The 18,101-nt window shown below is 60.5% G+C and carries 18 protein-coding genes; all 18 read left to right on the top strand.

Translation table 11 applies throughout. From position 1 onward, the window contains the following. The first annotated feature begins 192 nt into the window (after positions 1–192). The 18 genes from mihF to era all read left to right on the top strand — a co-directional run bounded on the left by mihF (position 193) and on the right by era (position 18,096). Positions 193–501: an integration host factor, actinobacterial type gene (gene mihF, locus CSV91_RS03355; RefSeq protein WP_006236130.1), complete on the top strand. Its 309-nt coding sequence runs from the start codon at positions 193–195 to the stop codon at positions 499–501. Beyond that, positions 502–1,071, top strand: a complete 570-nt coding sequence (gene gmk / locus CSV91_RS03350; RefSeq protein ID WP_099431806.1) for a guanylate kinase — start codon at positions 502–504, stop codon at positions 1,069–1,071. Between the two features lie 5 nt (positions 1,072–1,076). Next, a complete protein-coding gene (locus tag CSV91_RS03345) occupies positions 1,077–1,358 on the top strand; it encodes a DNA-directed RNA polymerase subunit omega (RefSeq protein WP_035138532.1) in 282 nt (93 codons plus the stop codon). Then, positions 1,359–2,603 (top strand): tRNA uracil 4-sulfurtransferase ThiI, encoded by a 1,245-nt coding sequence (thiI, locus tag CSV91_RS03340; protein WP_099431805.1) that lies wholly within the window; start codon positions 1,359–1,361, stop codon positions 2,601–2,603. It abuts the gene before it with no gap. Positions 2,604–2,816: 213 nt separating this feature from the next. Continuing rightward, positions 2,817–3,530: a ComEA family DNA-binding protein gene (locus tag CSV91_RS03335; protein WP_099431804.1), complete on the top strand. Its 714-nt coding sequence runs from the start codon at positions 2,817–2,819 to the stop codon at positions 3,528–3,530. After that, positions 3,527–5,830, top strand: a complete 2,304-nt coding sequence (locus CSV91_RS03330) for a DNA internalization-related competence protein ComEC/Rec2 (protein WP_099431803.1) — start codon at positions 3,527–3,529, stop codon at positions 5,828–5,830. The genes CSV91_RS03335 and CSV91_RS03330 overlap by 4 nt, the downstream gene beginning before the upstream one ends. A gap of 78 nt (positions 5,831–5,908) precedes the next feature. Then, the gene (gene holA, locus CSV91_RS03325) at positions 5,909–6,871 is read left to right on the top strand and encodes a DNA polymerase III subunit delta (protein WP_099431802.1); all 963 of its coding nucleotides are present in this window, start codon (positions 5,909–5,911) and stop codon (positions 6,869–6,871) included. Positions 6,872–7,004: 133 nt separating this feature from the next. Beyond that, a complete protein-coding gene (rpsT, locus tag CSV91_RS03320; protein ID WP_022094714.1) occupies positions 7,005–7,271 on the top strand; it encodes a 30S ribosomal protein S20 in 267 nt (88 codons plus the stop codon). Between the two features lie 96 nt (positions 7,272–7,367). Continuing rightward, positions 7,368–9,179, top strand: coding sequence for a translation elongation factor 4 (gene lepA / locus CSV91_RS03315; RefSeq protein WP_099431801.1), 1,812 nt, complete (start codon positions 7,368–7,370; stop codon positions 9,177–9,179). 4 nt (positions 9,180–9,183) lie between these two features. Further along, a complete protein-coding gene (gene dusB, locus CSV91_RS03310; protein ID WP_099431800.1) occupies positions 9,184–10,227 on the top strand; it encodes a tRNA dihydrouridine synthase DusB in 1,044 nt (347 codons plus the stop codon). 2 nt (positions 10,228–10,229) lie between these two features. After that, complete coding sequence (hemW, locus tag CSV91_RS03305) at positions 10,230–11,462, top strand: radical SAM family heme chaperone HemW (protein WP_099431799.1); 1,233 nt, start codon at positions 10,230–10,232, stop codon at positions 11,460–11,462. Positions 11,463–11,520: 58 nt separating this feature from the next. Further along, on the top strand, positions 11,521–12,624 hold the full coding sequence (locus tag CSV91_RS03300) for a DnaJ domain-containing protein (RefSeq protein WP_172622439.1): 1,104 nt from the start codon (positions 11,521–11,523) through the stop codon (positions 12,622–12,624). Between the two features lie 81 nt (positions 12,625–12,705). Beyond that, a complete protein-coding gene (gene dnaJ / locus CSV91_RS03295; RefSeq protein ID WP_099431798.1) occupies positions 12,706–13,854 on the top strand; it encodes a molecular chaperone DnaJ in 1,149 nt (382 codons plus the stop codon). A 9-nt stretch (positions 13,855–13,863) separates the two neighbouring features. Beyond that, complete coding sequence (locus CSV91_RS03290; RefSeq protein ID WP_099431797.1) at positions 13,864–15,156, top strand: MiaB/RimO family radical SAM methylthiotransferase; 1,293 nt, start codon at positions 13,864–13,866, stop codon at positions 15,154–15,156. Further along, a complete protein-coding gene (locus CSV91_RS03285; RefSeq protein WP_099431796.1) occupies positions 15,137–16,123 on the top strand; it encodes a PhoH family protein in 987 nt (328 codons plus the stop codon). Before CSV91_RS03290 ends, CSV91_RS03285 begins: the two co-directional genes overlap by 20 nt. Continuing rightward, entirely contained in the window at positions 16,120–16,629 is a 510-nt protein-coding gene (gene ybeY, locus CSV91_RS03280) for an rRNA maturation RNase YbeY (protein WP_099431795.1), read from the top strand. The genes CSV91_RS03285 and ybeY overlap by 4 nt, the downstream gene beginning before the upstream one ends. Before the next feature lie 9 nt (positions 16,630–16,638). Beyond that, positions 16,639–17,016: a diacylglycerol kinase family protein gene (locus CSV91_RS03275; RefSeq protein WP_099431794.1), complete on the top strand. Its 378-nt coding sequence runs from the start codon at positions 16,639–16,641 to the stop codon at positions 17,014–17,016. Positions 17,017–17,028: 12 nt separating this feature from the next. Beyond that, positions 17,029–18,096 (top strand): GTPase Era, encoded by a 1,068-nt coding sequence (era, locus tag CSV91_RS03270; RefSeq protein ID WP_172622438.1) that lies wholly within the window; start codon positions 17,029–17,031, stop codon positions 18,094–18,096. Positions 18,097–18,101: the final 5 nt, after the last annotated feature.

Raw genomic sequence — 18,101 nt, 5'->3', positions numbered from 1 at the left:
CCCCTGTGCCTGCGTAAACTTTCCCATCCTTTATGTGGAATCGCAGGTCAGGGGCTTAACTTTGGGCGCAGTATATTGCACTTTTTGCGGGTATCGTCTAACCTATGGAGCCGCGATTGGGCATTTTGTACGTTCTACGTGCTAAAATGCCAATTATTGAATCAGATATAACCCAACTATTTGGAGGTACGAATGGCACTCCCTCAGCTTACCGACGAGCAGCGCAAGCAGGCTCTTGAGAAGGCTGCTGCCGCACGTCACGCCCGCGCTGAGCTTCGCGAGCAGATCAAGAAGGGCGAGAAGTCCCTCGAGTCCGTGCTCAACTCCGATGACCCCATCGCTTCCCGCATGAAGGTTTCCACCCTCATCGAGTCTCTCCCTGGTTACGGCAAGGCCAAGGCCGCCAAGATCATGGAGGAGCTCGGTATCTCCGCTACCCGTCGCGTCCAGGGCCTCGGTGTCCGTCAGCGCGAGCAGCTCCTCGAGCAGCTGACCAAATAAGTGAGCGCTCAGGATTCCAAGCTCTTTGTGATTTCTGGACCGTCAGGCGCAGGCAAGGGTACGCTCGTCACTCGTGTGCGCGAGCGCCGCTCGAACCTGGGTCTGACGGTTTCGGCTACCACGCGAGCACCACGCAAAGGTGAGGTCGACGGCGTCAACTACTTTTTTCTGACGCGCGAGGAGTTCGACCGCCGCGTGGCAAACGGTGAGTTTGTTGAGTGGGCCGAGGTCCACGGTAACTGCTACGGCACGTTGGTGAGCGAGGTCACATCCAAGCTCGCCTCGGGCTCGTCTCTGATTTTGGAGATCGATGTCCAGGGCGCCCTGCAGGTGAAGGAGCGTTTCCCCGAGGCCGTGCTGATCTTTATCAAGCCGCCTTCGCTTGAGGTGCTTCGCGAGCGTCTAGTCGGTCGCGGTACCGAGACGCCCGAGACGATTGAGCTGCGTATGGCAAACGCCGCCGATGAGCTTGCCCTTGCCGACCGCTACGACGACGTCGTGGTGAATGACGATCTCGACCGCGCGACCGATGAGCTCGTTCGCGTTCTCGATATGCATGAAAGGATCTGAGGTCCGTGTCCGTTGTAAAGCCTTGCATTGACGATCTTCTGGAGAAGACCGATCACAACCGCTTCCTGCTCGCTTCGCTTGCCTCCAAGCGCGCCTGCGACATCAATAGCATGCTGCGTGGCCAGCACAACCGCGTGCTTGCCGTCCAGGATGTCGATGACATCACCATCGGGCTTTCCGGTGCCGATACCATCTCGATGGCTATGGACGAGATTGTCGACGGCGACATCTCTTACGACGAGGCCCGTTACGAGAAGGCGCTCGGCCACAAGGTTGCTGAAGCCTAAATGGCGGCTCGCGTCTGCCTGGTCCACTATCACGAGGTTGGGCTGAAGGGCAAGAACCGCGCACATTTTGAGCATATCCTCATGGATAACATCAAGGCGGCCTTGGCCGCCTTTTCCGTGAATGCCGTGTCTCGAATTTCCGGTTATATCCTCGTGACCTTTAACGAGCATCAGGCCGACGAGGCGGCGCGTGTCATTCGCACCGTTCCCGGCGTTGCCCGTGTGTCTTTGGCGTATCACACCAATCGCGACCCGCAGGAGTACTGCGCCGCCGCCGTGAAGGCGCTGCGCGAGTTTGGTTCCTTCGATTCGTTTAAGGTGCACGCCAAGCGCTCCAATACTGACTATGAGCTCACCTCGATCGATATCAATCGTCAGGTGGGCGAGGTGCTGTGTGAGGCCTTCCCCGATAAAAAGGTCCAAATGCACGACCCCGATGCGATGGTGCACGTACTGGTGGTCCAGGGCAGCGTTTATGTGTACGCGCGCTCTGAGCGCGGCGTGGGCGGTCTGCCGGTGGGTTCTGCCGGCAAGGTCGTGACGCTGCTGTCGTCGGGTATCGATTCTCCGGTGGCGACCTGGATGCTCGCGCGTCGCGGCGCGGTGTGCGTGCCGGTGCATTTCTCCGGTCGTCCGCAGACGCCCGATACGAGCGAGTATTTGGTGCAGGACATCATCCGTGCGCTTGCGCCGGGTGTCCAGATCGGTCGTCTGTACGTGGTGCCGTTTGGCGACTGCCAGCGTGAGATTTCGGTTACCTGCCCCAGCAACCTGCGCGTGATCATGTACCGCCGCATTATGTATTCGGTTGCCGAGCGCATTGCACACATCGAGGGTGCCAAGGCCATCGTTACGGGCGAATCGCTTGGGCAGGTTGCCTCCCAAACGCTTGAGAACATCATGGCCGTTAACGAGGCCGTGAAGATCCCCGTGTTCCGTCCTCTCATCGGTTCGGACAAGCAGGAGATCATTGCGCGCGCTCAGGAGATCGGTACGTTCGATATCTCGACTGAGGCCGCTCCCGACTGCTGCACGCTGTTTATGCCGCGCCGTCCCGAGACGCACGCTAAACTCGATGCCGTGCATGAGGCCTGGGAGTTGTTCGATCACGAGGAGATGATCGAGCGCTTGCTCAAGCAGACCGAGTACATCGACTTCGAGAGCAACACGTACAAGGCCCCCAAGACCTTAAAACGCAAACATTCGGAGCTTGCTCCGCGTGAGATTTACCAAGATCACGAATAAATTTGTGCATAGACCGACGATGCGCCTGCATCGTCGGTCTTTTGCTATCTGGGCATTTTGCGACTAAGTGTTCATTTGCTGACGTGTGCCTGAATATTTGGACATTATTTCGCAAGGTTTTGGTCAGCTTTTGGTTTGACCGCAAAAACCGGTTTTGGGGCTTGGCAGTCGGACGGCTCTTTTCCTGACACGATGTTGTTGGGAGGTTTTGCTATGGCGCAGCGCGAACAACACGAACGAGTCAAAAAGATGGACCGCTGGGCGGGCAAACTGCTCGGTCATAAGGCAGTGGTGATGGCGATACTGGTCGTCATTGCGATGGCGAGTGGGCTGGCGATGGCGAACCTTGGCGGCGGTGCCGGCGGTGTGTCGTTTGAGCGCACTGATGGTTCGGGCGCGTTAGTGGAGCCGGGATCCGGCGATGCTTCGAGCGGAAAGACATCCGAAGGCTCTTCGCCTAAGGCGTCTGCCGCGGCAGAGGTCTATGTCGATGTTGATGGCGCCGTTGTGTCGCCCGGTGTATATCGTCTCAAGGACGGCGCGCGAGTGGCTCAGGCGATTGATGCTGCCGGCGGGCTGGCGCCCGAAGCAGACGTTACGGGGCTTAATCGTGCATCCAAGGTCGCTGATGGACAAAAAATTCACGTTCCAACGGTAGGGGAGCAGCAGGCGTCCATTGCGGAAGCCGGTGTTGATGGTGGGGCTTCCGCATCATCGGGCGTGAGTGGCGCCACAGGCCTAGTAAACATCAATACGGCAAGCGCGGCAGAGCTGCAGACGCTCTCGGGCATCGGCCCCTCCATGGCACAGTCGATTATCGATGAGCGGACAAAGAACGGTGCTTTTGCCTCGGTTGACGATCTGATGCGTGTGTCGGGAATCGGCGAGAAGAAGCTTGCCAAAATCAAAGATTGCATCTGCGTATGAGTGCGACCGAGCGCGAGCACGTGATGCCTCCGCGACCCCTGATTCCGTGGACGATGGCCCTGTGTGCCGGCCTGTGCATGAGCTGCGCCTTGGTGCTCAACATGGCCGCTGATGCGCTGCTGACGGAGCGGGCGACGGCGGTCTGGCCGCTATGGGCCATTCCCGTTGCGGCGGCGGTATTCGTTGTGCTGGCTCAATCTTGTGCGCGGCTTGTCCCTTTGAAGCGGTGGCTGTATGCCGCGTCCGTCGGCCTCGTAGCGGGTGCGGTCGTCTCGGCGTGGTGGGCCGTGGGTGTGCTCAGTGCCGCGAAGACGCTCGACGGTCGAGCGGCAAGCAGTCTCGAGTTTGTCGTGCAGGGTGACCCATCCATAAACGACGACATGTATTTCTATACCTGCGAGGCACGCGCGGGCGGCAAGTACTTGGCAACGATTCGCCTATCGTGTGATCGTGAGCTCAAGGTCGGGGCACACGTGCGTGTTATCGGTCGCGTTTCACGTTTTGAGAACGATGCATATGGACGATCGCGTGTGCTCCGAGGCGAGGTGCGCAAGGTTAAAGCCGTTCGAGTCGTGTCGGTCGATGAGGGCTCTCCGGTGCCGCTGCTTCGGCTGAGAAATGGGCTGCTTGCGTCCATCGCGCCTGCGACCGACCCGGCGCGTGCGCTCATAGCCGGTGTCGTCTGCGGTCGTTCGGCCGAGCTGCGCGCCCAGCCGGCGGGCGACTGGTTTTCGGTGACGGGAACGGCGCATCTTATCGCCGTCTCGGGCAGCCATTTGGCTATCGTGGGGTTTGTAATCGAGGGTGTATTGCAAAAGACTCGGTGCTCACGTGGTCTTCAGCGGGCGATATTGGCGATAACGCTTGTGGGCTATGCTGCCTTTACGGGCGCGTCTCCCTCGGCCGTGCGTGCCTGCTGCATGGTGTTCGCGACGCTTGTCGTAAACGGCGCGGGGCGTCGTCGGCACGGCCTTTCGGCACTCTTCGTAACCATGTCCATCTTTGTGCTACTGCGGCCGACGGTGCTGTTCGAGATGGGCTTTCAGCTTTCATGCGCCAGTGTCTTTGCCATCCTGTGCTTTTGCCCCTATGCGACCTACGCTTTGGGTGAGCTGGGTGTGCCATCGGGCGTTGCCAGCATGCTTTCCGTCACGCTGTGCTCGCAGTTGGCGACGCTCCCCATTACCATTCCTGCCTTCGGTTCGTTCTCGCTCATTGCTCCGCTGGCAAATGCGGTCATCGGTCCGGTGGTGAGCGTACTGCTCGCTGTGTCGATCGTGCTGGCCCCCTTTTCGCTCGTGGGACCGTTGCGGACTTGGGCGCTCGTTGTGCCCATGATTGCCGCCCGTTGCGCGCTGTTCTTCGAGCAGCTGTTTGCCGCCATGTCGGGTGCATCCGTGAGCGTGCCGCCCGATAGCATGTGGATTTACCTAGTGCCGTGTTTGCTGGCGGTTCTGCTGGTCTGGTGGCCGCGTCCCCGTGCACGTCCTATGGCGGTGGGGCTTGCATGTCTGGTGCTCTTGGCTGCGATTCCGTACGTCTATTGGGATCGATTTGCTCCGCCTTCGGTGACGGTGCTCGATGTGGGCCAGGCCGATGCGATTCTTATCCGCCAGGGCGGCGCAGTAGCGCTCGTCGACTGTGGGCTCGACGAGCGTGTGGTGGAGGCGTTGGTTCGCAATAACGTGCACCATATCGATGCCGTCTTTGTGACGCATTGGGATGAGGACCACTGGGGTGGTTTGCCTGCCGTGCTCGAACAGTTTTCGGTCGGAACGATTGCCGTGGCGGCCGATGCGCTGGAGGATGCCCCTGCCGAGGTATTGAACCGACCTGGCGTGGAGTATCGGCAGGTGCGCCGTGGGGATACGGTCGACATCGGCTCTTTTTGCGCCCGCGTGATGTGGCCATTCGAGTCCGTGGATGGCGAGGGAAATGAGGACTCGCTTGTCCTGTTGCTCTCTTATGTTCAGGAAGGCAAGGACCTGCGAATACTTCTCACCGGTGATGCCGAGCTCGACCAAGAGCGGGAATTCGTGCAGGAAGTGGGGGATATCGATGTCCTTAAACTTGGGCATCACGGCTCCAAGGTTTCAGTCGATGGAGAGTTGCTGGGCGTCCTGAAGCCCGAGCTTTCCCTCGCGAGCGCGGGTGAGGGGAATCGATACGGCCATCCGTCCGATGCCTGCATCGATGCCGTTAAGGAAGCGGGCGGTGTGTTCGCGTGCACCTTCGAACACGGAGACATTACCGTCACGCCGACTGCGAATGGCTTTGCGATGCGATGCCAGCGACCGTGACGACGTCGTTGGCGTGTGGTGGGCCCCTGGGCTAGAATGACACGGAACGAATACGAAGGCCTGCGGGAGGGGAGCGCAATGTCCGAAACCGGTCTGCTGCCGGCATATCTGATCGTCGGTACCGACGGAGTCAAGCGCGATCACGCCGTCTCGCGTATGAAAGCGCGTCTGGAAAAGTCGGGTATGGTCGAGTTCAACCTCGACGAGCGCGACATGACCAAGGACCCCGATATCGAGTCTATTATCGGATCGCTTAACACCTTTCCCATGGGCAGCGAGTTTCGCTTGGTAATCCTTGATGGCTGCTCAAAGCTCGCCAAGGCGGTCTCGGAGCCGCTCGTCGAGTATCTGGCGAGTCCCAGCCCCACAACGGTCTGCCTCATTATCGCCGACTCGCTTGCCAAGAACACACGCCTGTATAAGGCGATTGCCAAGATCGACAAGAAGGCCGTGATCGATTGCTCCGGCACCAAGCGCTGGGAGCTACCGCGCCGCGTGCAGCAGATGGCGACACAGCACGGCAAGTCGATCTCGACGGCGGCCGCCGAGGAGCTCGTCTCGCGTTCGGGTGAAAACACTCGCATGCTCGATAACGACTTGGCTAAGCTTGCCCAGATGGTTGAGTCGCCTCAGATTGAACTTGCCGATGTTGAGCGCTGGATCGTACGTACGGCCGAGGTTCAACCCTGGGACTTCCTCAACGCCGTCTCGGCTCGCGATATGCGGCGATCTCTCGAGCTCTTTAAGCTTTTGCCCTCCAAGAGCTACGTGTGGACCTACACGCTGCTATGCGGTCGCATCCGTGAACTGATCGTCGCCAAGGCGCTCGATGCGCGCGGACAGGGTCGTGAGCTGGCCGCAACGCTCAAGCTCCAGTCCTGGCAGGTCAAGAATCACCTGACCTGGGCACGTCGCTTTTCGATGGCAGAGCTCGTTGCCGCGCTCGAGGGCGCGGTCGATGTGGAGCTCGCACTGAAGGGTTCGGCCGATTCTCAGACCGCGCTTTTGCTCTGGATTACGAACATCTTGAGAAAATCGTGATGATACCTGCCTATTTGACAAATTCGTTCTATCCCTTTGAGGGGGAGCGTGCTATAGTAGGCGCTTGCATGACCTCACCGTGTCTCAGAGGTGTCATACATTTTTTGCAAGGAACTCGAAAGGAACTCCAGAAGTGGCAAACATCAAGTCTCAGAAGAAGCGTATCCGCACCAATGAGGCAGCTCGCATGCGTAACAAGGCTGTCAAGTCCGAGCTCAAGACGCTGACCAAGCACGTCCAGTCCGCCGTCGCCGAGGGCGACGCCGAGAAGGCCCAGGCTGCCCTCAAGACCGTCACCAAGCGTCTCGACATGGCTGCCGCCAAGCATGTTATCCACAAGAACCAGGCTTCCAACCGCAAGTCCGGTCTTGCCAAGCTCGTGAACAGCATCAACGCCTAAGTTGTAAATTTCACACCACACAGATTACGCGCATAAATGGAGCCTGTTTTATGGAACAGGCTCCATTTTTTGTACCGCTCGGGTAAGATAGTCCGCATGAATACTTCAATTGACATTTCCCACATCCGCAACTTCTCGATCGTTGCGCACATCGACCATGGCAAGTCCACGATCAGTGACCGCATCCTCGAGCTCACCCATACCGTCGACGAACGCGACATGGAGTCGCAGCTGCTCGACACCATGGATATCGAGCGCGAGCGCGGCATCACGATCAAGTCCAATGCCGTCCGCGTTTCCTATGACGCCGACGATGGTGAGACGTATCAGTTCAATCTGATCGATACGCCGGGCCACGTGGACTTTACCTATGAGGTCTCGCGCTCGCTGGCCGCCTGCGAGGGCGCGGTGCTCGTCGTCGACGCCACGCAGGGCGTCGAGGCGCAGACCGTCTCCAACGCGACGCTCGCCATGAACGCCAATCTGGACATTGTGCCGGCCATCAACAAGATCGACCTGCCCTCTGCCCATCCCGATGAGGTTAAGACCGAGATCGAGGATGACCTGGCGATCCCTGCCGATGATGCCGTGTGCGTCTCGGGCAAGACCGGCGAGGGCATCCACGATCTGCTGGAGTCCATTGTCTTTTTGATCTCTCCGCCCAAGGGCGATGCGAACGCGCCGCTCAAGGCACTCATCCTGGATTCGTACTTCGACGAGTATCGTGGTGTCGTCGCCACGGTGCGCATCTTTGACGGCTCCATCAAAAAGGGCGATACCCTGCGCATGATGCAGGCAAAGGGCGACTTTTTGGTCGATGGTGTGGGCGTCAAGCGTCCCGCCGAGACCCCGGTCGACGCGCTGACGGTCGGCGAGGTCGGATACGTGGTCACGGGCTTGAAGGACCCCGATGCCGTTCGCGTGGGCGATACCCTTACGTGGGCGTCGAACCCCTGCCCCGAGCCGCTTCCCGGCTATCGCGAGGCCAAGCCCATGGTCTATACGGGCCTGTTCCCGATCGACAACAAGGACTACGAGAACCTGCGCGACGCACTCGATAAGCTTCACGTTAACGACCCTTCGTTGGTGTGGGAGCCCGAGACGTCTGTGGCGCTTGGCTTTGGCTTCCGCGTGGGCTTCTTGGGCCTGCTGCACATGGAGGTCGTTAAGGAGCGTCTCGAGCGTGAGTTCAACCTGGACCTCATTGCCACGAGTCCCTCGGTCGACTATCACGTCTACAAGACCGACGGCGAAATGATCGATGTCCGCAGTCCGCAGGACCTTCCCGAGGCCACGCGCATCGAACGTATCGAGGAACCCTACCTCAAGGCAAAGATCATCTGCCCGCCTGAGTACACGGGTGCCGTAATGCAGCTCGCCATCGAGCACCGCGGCGTCACAACCGACATGATCCACCTGACGAGCAAATCGGTCGAGATGCGCTTCGATATGCCGCTCGCCGAGCTCATCTTGGACTTCTTTGATCAGCTCAAGAGCCGCACCAAGGGTTACGCCTCGCTCGACTACGAGTTCAACGAATATCGCCCCTCCGAGCTCGTCAAGCTCGACATCCTGCTTTCGGGCGACGAGGTGGACGCGCTGTCGTTTATCGTCCATAAGGACAAGGCATATGGCCTGGCCCGTGGCCTGTGCGACAAGCTCAAGGAGATCATCCCGCGTCAGCTGTTCGAGGTGCCCATCCAGGGTGCTATCGGCAACAAGATCATCGCCCGTTCCACCGTCAAGGCGCGTCGCAAGGACGTGCTTGCCAAGTGCTACGGCGGCGATATTTCGCGTAAGCGCAAACTGCTCGAGAAGCAGAAAGAGGGCAAGAAGCGCATGAAGGCTATCGGCTCGGTCGAGGTCCCGCAGGAGGCCTTTATGGCGATCCTCAAGGTGGACGAGTAGGTCCATGGCGCTTTCTGAATACAGCAAGCGGCTGCTGGGTGCCTATGCCGAGCAGCCGTTCCTTATGGCTCCCATGGCGGGCGTTACCGACCCCGCCTATCGCATCATGTGTCGCCGCCGCGGTGCCAACCTTGCCTACAGCGAGATGGTGAGCGTGGCAGGCCTTGCCTATGCCAGCAACAAAACGTGGCGCCTGGTGCTGCCGGCCGACGAGGAGCAGCAGATTTGCGTGCAGCTCTTTGGCTCCAAACCTGATCAGTTTGCGAGCGCCGTCGCCGCCGTCGAGGAGCGCGTTGGCGATCGCCTGTCGCTCATCGATATCAATATGGCATGCCCCGCCCGCAAGGTCGTTACCAAGGGCGAGGGTTCGGCGCTCATGCGCACGCCCGACCTGGCGGAGAAGATTGTTGAGGCCGCGGTCGGCGCGGCGCACGTGCCCGTGACTGTCAAGATCCGCAAGGGCTTTTATGCCGAGGACCGTAATGCCGCGACGTTTGCCCAGATGCTTGAGGGCGCAGGGGCTGCCGCAGTCGCCGTGCATGGTCGTTGCGCCACGCAGCTCTACACGGGCCAGGCCGACTGGTCGGTCGTCGATGAGGTTGCCGATTCTGTCGAGATTCCCGTGATTGGTTCGGGCGATGTGTTCTCGGCCGAGGACGCTGCTGAGCATCTGCACGGCTCGGGTGCCAGCGCGGTGTTTATCGCGCGCGGTATCTACGGTAATCCCTGGGTCTTTGGTGATGCTCGCGCCCTTGCGCTCGATGGCATACCGGTGCCGCCGCGCAGCTCCGTCGAGCGCCTGGAGGCTCTGCGCGAGCACCTGACGTTGACGCACGAGCTTCTGCCGCTTATGTCGCGCGCCCGCACGTACGCAAGCTGGTACTTAAAAGGCATGCCCCATGCCGCCGCCTGGCGCGCTCAGGTGGTGCGTTGCTCTACGTACGAGGAGTTCATGTCGCTGGTCGAAGATATCGAGCGCGATGTGGTGGCCTGCGAGGCCGCGCTTGCCGCCGGTGAGTCGGTTCCCGCTCATCCGCTGGAGGCTTAAGGGTGGCCGTTACCGCGCTGTACGTGCACGTGCCGTTTTGCGCTCAAAAATGCCGCTATTGCGACTTTGACTCGCGTAGCTTTGCTCTGTGTGATTTGGATGCTGCGCTCGATTCCTATTTTGAGCAGCTGTATGCGCGCCTCGATTCCTTTGGCGACGCCGGGGCGCTTGCGCAGGCCCGCACGGTCTATATTGGCGGCGGCACGCCGTCACTGGCGGGGGAGCGCCTGGTGAAACTTGCCCGTCGTATCTCCATGTGGTGCAAGCCCGTTGAATTTACTTGCGAAGCCAATCCTGAGTCGCTGACCGCCGAGCTCGCCACCGCGCTTGCCGAGGCGGGTGTCACGCGCATCTCTCTGGGCGTGCAAACCCTCGACAATACCGAGCTGGCTGCTATTGGCCGCATTCACGATGCTAATCGGGCACTTGCGGCCATCGCGACGGTGAAGGACGCTGGCCTCGATGTGTCGTGCGATCTGATGTGCGGCCTTCCCGGGCAGACTGCCGCAAGCTGGCGGAGCACGCTCGATGGCGTGTTGGCGGCGGCGCCTCATCATGTGTCGGTCTACCCGCTCACGCTCGAGGAGGGCACGCCACTCTATCGCATGGCGTGCCGTGACGAGTCGCTCGAGCCCGACGAGGATTTTCAGGCTTCGTGCATGGACGCGGCGCGTGAGCGCCTGGGTGCGGCCGGCTATCGTCCGTATGAGGTGGCAAGCTACGCGCTCGACGGCCATGAGTGCGCCCATAACATTGCCTACTGGACCGGACAGGGCTACCTGGGCCTGGGTCGTTCTGCCGCGGGCATGCTCGACGACGAGGATTTCGACCGTCTTGCAGGTTTGTTCCCCGGCGTGTCTTCTCGAGGCGATGCGTACCGCGTGCGTCTGGTGCAACGTGACGATGACGCGACGGCGTTCGAGGCCGAATATCTGTCGCAGCGCGAGGCTGTCGCCGAAGACTTGATGCTCGCCTGTCGCATGACGCGCGGTGTTGCGTCCGACCTGTTGGCTCGTGCAGCTTGCGTCATCCCAACGGGCGAGCTGGCAGCTGCCTGCGATCGCGCGCTCGAATTGGGTCTTGCCACTTGGGTGCCCGAGACGCTCTGGGGTCATGAGGGACCCTTCACTTCGGCAGATGTCGTCGCGGGCCATGTTCGAGCTCGTCTGGCGCCGACCCATCTGGGCTGGCTCGATGGAAATGTTCTGTTCGAGCTGTTTTGGGATCTAGCTTAGGCCGCTCGGGTAGAATTACCGGAATATATACGCTGCTGTGAGCAGGAGGTTGCCGCGCATGGCGACGATGAACGAAAAAGATTACTACGAGATTCTGGGTGTCTCCAAGGACGCCACCTCGCGTGATATTCAAAAGGCCTTCCAGCAAAAGGCCCGTAAGCTCCATCCGGACGTCAATAAAGAGCCGGATGCCGAGGAAAAGTTTAAAGAGGTTTCCGAGGCCTATGCCGTGCTTTCGGATGAGCAAAAACGTGCGCGCTACGACGCCATGCGTTCTGGCAATCCCTTTGCCGGTGCTCCTACGGCTTCGCCCTATGGTGGCGGCTACGCCGGCGGCACGGGCTATGGCAATCCCTTTGAGGGCGGCTTTCCCTTTGGTGGCGCCTGGGGCCAGCAGCGTCGCGGCCGGGCTGCCTATAATCCCGAGAACGGCGCCAACGTGGTCGTCGATATCAAACTCGACGCCAAGGAGGCCAAGGGCGGTGCCCGCAAGACCGTCCGCTACACGCGCTTCGATACCTGTGGTCACTGCGGCGGCTCGGGCTCCGTTTCGTCTGAGCATGCCCATACCTGCCCGAGCTGCGGTGGCCGCGGCCACATCGACGTCGACCTGTCCTTCCTGTTTGGTGCGGGCACGTTCCAGTCGGTCTGTCCCGAGTGCGGCGGTTCCGGTAAAGTCGTGGCCGATCCCTGCCCTGATTGCGGTGGCAGCGGTCGTACTCGCGTAACCTCCGAGCAGACGATTGAGTTTCCTGCCGGCACGCACGATGGCGATGAGGTCCGCATTAGCGGTATGGGTCACGCCGGCACCAACGGTGCCTCGGGTGGCGACCTGGTCGGCCGCGCCCATGTTGAGGCCGAGCGCCTGGAAGGCAAGGCCCGTACCGGTTTTTACCTGATGGGCATCGTGGCGCCATTTTTGGTGCTGTCGGCCATCTCGGGCGTGTTCTCGGCCTTCGCCGTGATGTGCTTTATTCCGTTTACCATGGGCATGTTCATGGTGCTTTCGGACGGTGTGCTTCATCGCAGCCTGCTGTGGTGGAAGCGCGGCGCGATGCAGTTTGCCAACGGTTTTGCCAACGGCTTCATGTTCGCGCTCGTGTCGGTTTGGTTCGCAAGTTGCTCGCAACGGGCCATGCTTTCGCCGTACCAAATGCAATAACATCAAACCCTCTGTTTGCGGTCGGCCCAGCTTGGGTATAGGACGCACTGTGACAATAATGAAAGTCGGAAGGATTCGGTCGTGTCGGAAAATAGGGATTACTACGAGGTGCTTGGCGTCGACAGGGATGCCGACGCGCGGACGATTAAGCGTGCGTTTTTAAAGAAGGCCCGTACCGTACATCCGGATGTTTCGGACGATCCCGAGGCCGAGGCCAAGTTCAAGGAGCTCAACGAGGCCTATTCCGTTCTTTCCGATGAGCAGAAGCGTGCTAACTACGACCGTTACGGCACTGCCGACGGCCCTGGTGGTTCGGGCTACGTCGATATCAACGATATCTTTGGTGGCATGGGCATGGACGACTTGTTCTCGTCGTTCTTTGGCGGTGGCGCCGGTGGTGGTGCCCGCAGCCGTCGTGAGCGTCGTCGCGGACGCGACATGGCCATCTCGCTTTCGGTGACGCTCGAGGAGGCGGCGCTCGGTTGCAAAAAGACGATCAGCTATGACCGCCTTGCTCCTTGTGAGGACTGCAATGGCACCGGTAGGGCAGAGGGCGCACAGGAAAAGCAGTGCGGCCGCTGCCACGGTACGGGCTACGTCACGACGGTCCAGCGATCGTTTTTGGGCCAGGTTCAGTCTTCCTCGCCTTGCCCCGACTGCCATGGCGAGGGCACGGTTATCGACCATCCCTGCGAGACCTGCGACGGTCAGGGCCGCACGCCTTCGCACGAAAAGATCGACATCGATATTCCCGCCGGCGTTTCGACCGGTCGCCAGCTGCGTGTGAGCGGCTTTGGCGAGGCCGGCCTTCGCGGCGAGCCTTCGGGCGACCTGATTGTCAACGTGCGCGTTGCCGACCATGAGCGCTTTAAGCGCAACGGTGACGACCTGTACCTGGTGAGCGATATCTCGATTGCGCAGGCTGCGCTCGGCTGCGAGATCGAGGTCGAGGGCATTATGCCCGACGAGGTCGTTAAGGTGACGGTTCCCGCCGGCGCCCAGTACGGCGACACCGTGAGCGTCAATAATTACGGCATGCCGCGCATTGGCGGTGGCGGTTCGCGTGGCCGCCTGATCGTGCAACTGCGCGTGGTCGTTCCCACCAATCTTTCCAATAAGCAACGCGAGCTGCTCCGTGCTTTTGCCGATGAGATGGGCGATGACGTCGCTTCCGGTAAGAAGTCGGTGACCGACCGTATCAAGAGTGCCCTCGACGATATCCTCGATTAAGGAGCCCGCGTGCTCGCACCCCATATTTCCGTCGTCAACCTCGGCTGCCGTGTCAACCGGGTTGAGTCTGACCGCATCACTGCCGATCTTATGCGCCTGGGCTTTGCTATGGTGGAGCCCCACGATGCCGATCTGATCGTCATTAACACCTGTGCCGTTACGGGCGAGGCCGAGGCCAAGACCCGTAAGGCCGTCCGTCATGCGCTGGCCCATCCAAATGAGCCCTATGTGGTCGTGACCGGATGCGTGGTCAATTTGCATCCCGAGGAGCTGTTGGAGCTTTCGGATCGCGTGATTGCCGAGCCGTCTAAGATCGATGTCGCCGAACGTGTCTGCGAGGTGCTGGGCGTTGAGTCCGATAGCGTTCCCGCCTGCAGCGATGGTGACGTGGTCGATGCGCTTGGTCGCTCTCGCCTGGGCGTGAAGATCCAGGACGGCTGCAACCATCGCTGCACCTATTGCATTGTGTGGAAGGCGCGCGGCCCCGAGCGCTCCGTGCCCGTCGAGTCCGTTCTCGAACAGGTGCGTGAAGCCCAGGAGGCCGGCGTGCCCGAGGTGGTGCTGACCGGTGTGAACCTGGGTGCCTACGATGGCAAGAGCGCGACCGACGAGCATGTCGAAATCGATGAGCTGCTCGAGGCCATCATGGAGCGCACGACTATTGCGCATGTGCGCATTTCCTCGGTCGAGCCCATGGATATCTCTGAGCGCCTGCTTAAGGTTATGGCGCGCTATCCGCAGCGTATCGCCCCGTTTTTGCACCTGCCCGTGCAGTCCGGCTGTACGGCGACCCTGCATCGCATGGGTCGTCCCTATAGTGCGGAGGCCTTTGAGGACACGGTGCGTATGATTCGCGCCAACTTGCCCCAGGCGTCTCTTTCGTGCGATGTCATCGTCGGTTTTCCTGGTGAGACGGACGAGGAGTTCGAGGAGTCGCTGGCGCTGTGCCGCCGTGTGGGTTTCTCGCGTATGCACGTGTTCCGCTACAGCAAGCGTCCCGGTACCCTTGCTGCCGACATGCCTGACCAGGTGCCGCCCGAGGTTATGGCCGAGCGCAGCCGCCGTATGCGAGACACGGCGCAGGAGCTCGCTATTGCCGATGCTCGTCGTCGCGTGGGCACTGTCGAGCGTGCCGTGCTCGAGTATGGTGACAACCTGACGCTCGGTTCGTTCCATCATGCCCGTCTTGACGATACCTGTGGACTTACAGCCCCGTGCCTGCTCGATGTTGCTATCATCGGAGTCGATGATTCCGGCTTGGTCCATGCGCGCAGGGAGGTCCATGGAAGCCTCGAAGATTAGACTTACCGTTCCCGAGGGAATTGATCCCTCGCGCGTTTTGGGCGCCGGCGACGGCGTTCTTCGTGCGCTCGAGAGTTTGGTTCGCGCTCACGTGGTCGCCCGTGGCGATAGCATCGCCGTGAGCGGTGACCCGGACGAGGTCGAACTCGTGGCGCGTTTTTTCGAACATGCTTTCCGCGAGGCGGCCGCCGGGCGCACGCTGTCTGCCGACGATGTCTCTCGCTGCCTGGCCGTCTTGCGCGACGGTGAGCACGAGGCTACGTCGCTTCGCGATGACGTGCTGCTTTCATATCGCGGCCGCGTCATTCGCCCCAAGACGCTCGGGCAAAAGCGCTATGTGGATGCCATCCGCTCGCATACCATCACGTTTGGCCTGGGTCCAGCCGGTACCGGTAAGACCTATCTGGCCATGGCGCTCGCCGTCGCCGCGCTCAAGCGTCACGAGGTGGGCCGTCTGATCTTGACGCGTCCGGTTGTCGAGGCAGGGGAGAACCTGGGCTTTTTGCCCGGCACCCTCGAGGAAAAGATCGATCCGTACATGCGCCCGCTCTACGATGCCCTTTTTGACATGATGGATCGCGAGCGCACCGATGAGCTTATGGAGCGCGGCGTGATCGAGATCGCCCCGCTCGCCTACATGCGCGGTCGTACGCTGAGCGATGCCTTCGTGGTGCTCGACGAGGCGCAAAATACCACGCCCGAGCAGATGAAGATGTTCCTGACACGCCTTGGATTCAACTCCAAGTTCGTGATTACCGGCGACCTGAGCCAGCGCGACCTGGTGGGTCGTCGTGGCGGCTTGGCGGATGTCGAGAAGATTTTGGGCCGTGTCGACGATGTGGCGTTTGCACACCTGGAGCGCGCCGATGTGGTGCGCCATGCCCTGGTGGGTCGTATCGTCGAGGCATACGATGCTTATGATGACGTGCGTGAGCAGCGCTCGCGCGACCGAAAGGAGTCCCGTTGAGTGTATTGATCAGCAACGATGCCGAGCTCGATACGCTGCTCGACGTGCAGGAAGTGGAGCACATCTGCGAGGTTGTGCTTGCCGCCGAGGGCGTTGAACGTGAAGTCGAGACTTCCCTTTCGTATGTCGACGAGGACGAGATGCACGAGCTCAACCACGAGTGGCGTGGCATCGACCGCACCACCGATGTGCTCTCGTTTGAATGCGACTCGGCCTTTGACGAGGATATTCCCGCCGACGAGACGCTCGAGCTCGGCGATATTATCTTGGCCCCGCAGGTTATTGCCCGTCAGGCCCCCGGTTTTGGCAATAGCCCCGCTGACGAGTGCCGTCTGATGCTCGTACACGGAATGCTGCACCTGCTGGGCTATGACCACATCGAGGACGACGAGGCCGAGGTCATGGAGGCTCGCGAGGACGCCATCCTGCGCGATCTGGCGCTCGAGCGCGGCGAGGACCCCAAACTCGTTCACGTCGGCCCCATCACCAATCATGCCCACGACTAGGAGCCGTTTATGATTCCCGGATCGAACAAGGACCATCCGTCCTTTTTAAAGTCGTTCTCCTACGCCATGGAGGGCTTCGTCACCGCCGTCAAGACCGAGCGCAACATTAAGGTCATGCTCGTAGCGGGCGTGTGCACCGTCATTGCCGGCTGCATCGTGGGGCTCGACATTGCCGAGTGGGCCACGATTATCATCTGCTGCGGCCTGGTGATTCACGGCGAGCTGTGCAATACCGCCATGGAGGCCATTGTCGATCTGGCGACCCAGGAGCTCCATCCGCTGGCAAAACGCGCCAAGGACATTGCCGCCGCCTCGGTATACGTACTTTCAATCACCGCCGCGATTGTGGGCTTGCTGGTATTTGCCCACGCGCTCGGCTTTATTTAGAAAGGGATTCCTATGTCCGACAATATGCAGCCTATCGATGACATTTTGGATGACGAGGTCCTGGACGCGGTGGATACCGAGGAGCTCGAGGATGTCGAGGAGTTCGACCCGTTTGAGGGCATGAGCGACGAGGAGCTCGACGCCCTGTGCGACGAGGGCGGCAGCCTCGCGGGCTTTGGCGACGTTGAGCCCGGTTTCCACAGCGGTTTTGTGGCCCTGGTCGGTCGTCCCAACGCCGGTAAGTCCACGCTGCTTAATGCCTGCTATGGCAAAAAGGTCGCCATCACCTCGCCGGTGGCCCAGACGACCCGCCGCCGCATGCGCGCCGTCGTCAACCGCCCCGGCTACCAGCTGGTCTTTGTCGATACCCCGGGTATCCACAAGCCCAAGGACGGCCTGGGCTCCGAGCTCAACAAGAGTGCGTTGTTCGAACTGAACGATGTCGATGTCGTCGCGTTTCTGATCGACGCCACCAACCCCATCGGCAGGGGAGACGCCTGGGTTGCCGAGCGTGTCAAGAATGCCCGTTCCAAGAAGGTCCTGGTGCTCACCAAGGCCGATGAAGCCGACCCCGCACAGGTCATGGAGCAGCTTAAGGCCGCCCACGAGCTTATGGAATATGACGACGAGATCGTGACGTCGTCGGTCAAGAACTTTAACGTCGATGCCTTCATCGAGACCGTTGCGCACTTTTTGCCCGAGGGTCCGCGTTGGTTCCCCGAGGACATGGGTACCGACGCTTCCGATGAGACGCTCGTTGCCGAGTTTGTGCGCGAGAAGGTCTTGCGCCGCACCCGTGATGAGATCCCGCACTCCGTGGGCGTGATTTGCGATGCGCTTGAGCAGACCAAGAAGGTGCTGCGCGTGCACGCCACCATTTACGTCGAGCGCGAGGGCCAAAAGGGCATCATCATCGGCAAGGGCGGCGAGATGATCAAACATATCGGCATCGACGCCCGTCGCGACCTTGAGCGCATCTTTGGCACCCAGGTCTTTTTGGAGCTGGACGTGAAGGTCAAGGCCGGCTGGCGTGACGACGAGGCCCAGATTCGCCGCTTTGGCTATAACGCCGAGGACTAAGGGCG

Origin of the sequence: Collinsella aerofaciens (assembly GCF_002736145.1) — a bacterium.
Lineage (GTDB): Bacteria > Actinomycetota > Coriobacteriia > Coriobacteriales > Coriobacteriaceae > Collinsella > Collinsella aerofaciens_A.
This window is presented reverse-complemented; position numbering and strand designations above follow the sequence as displayed.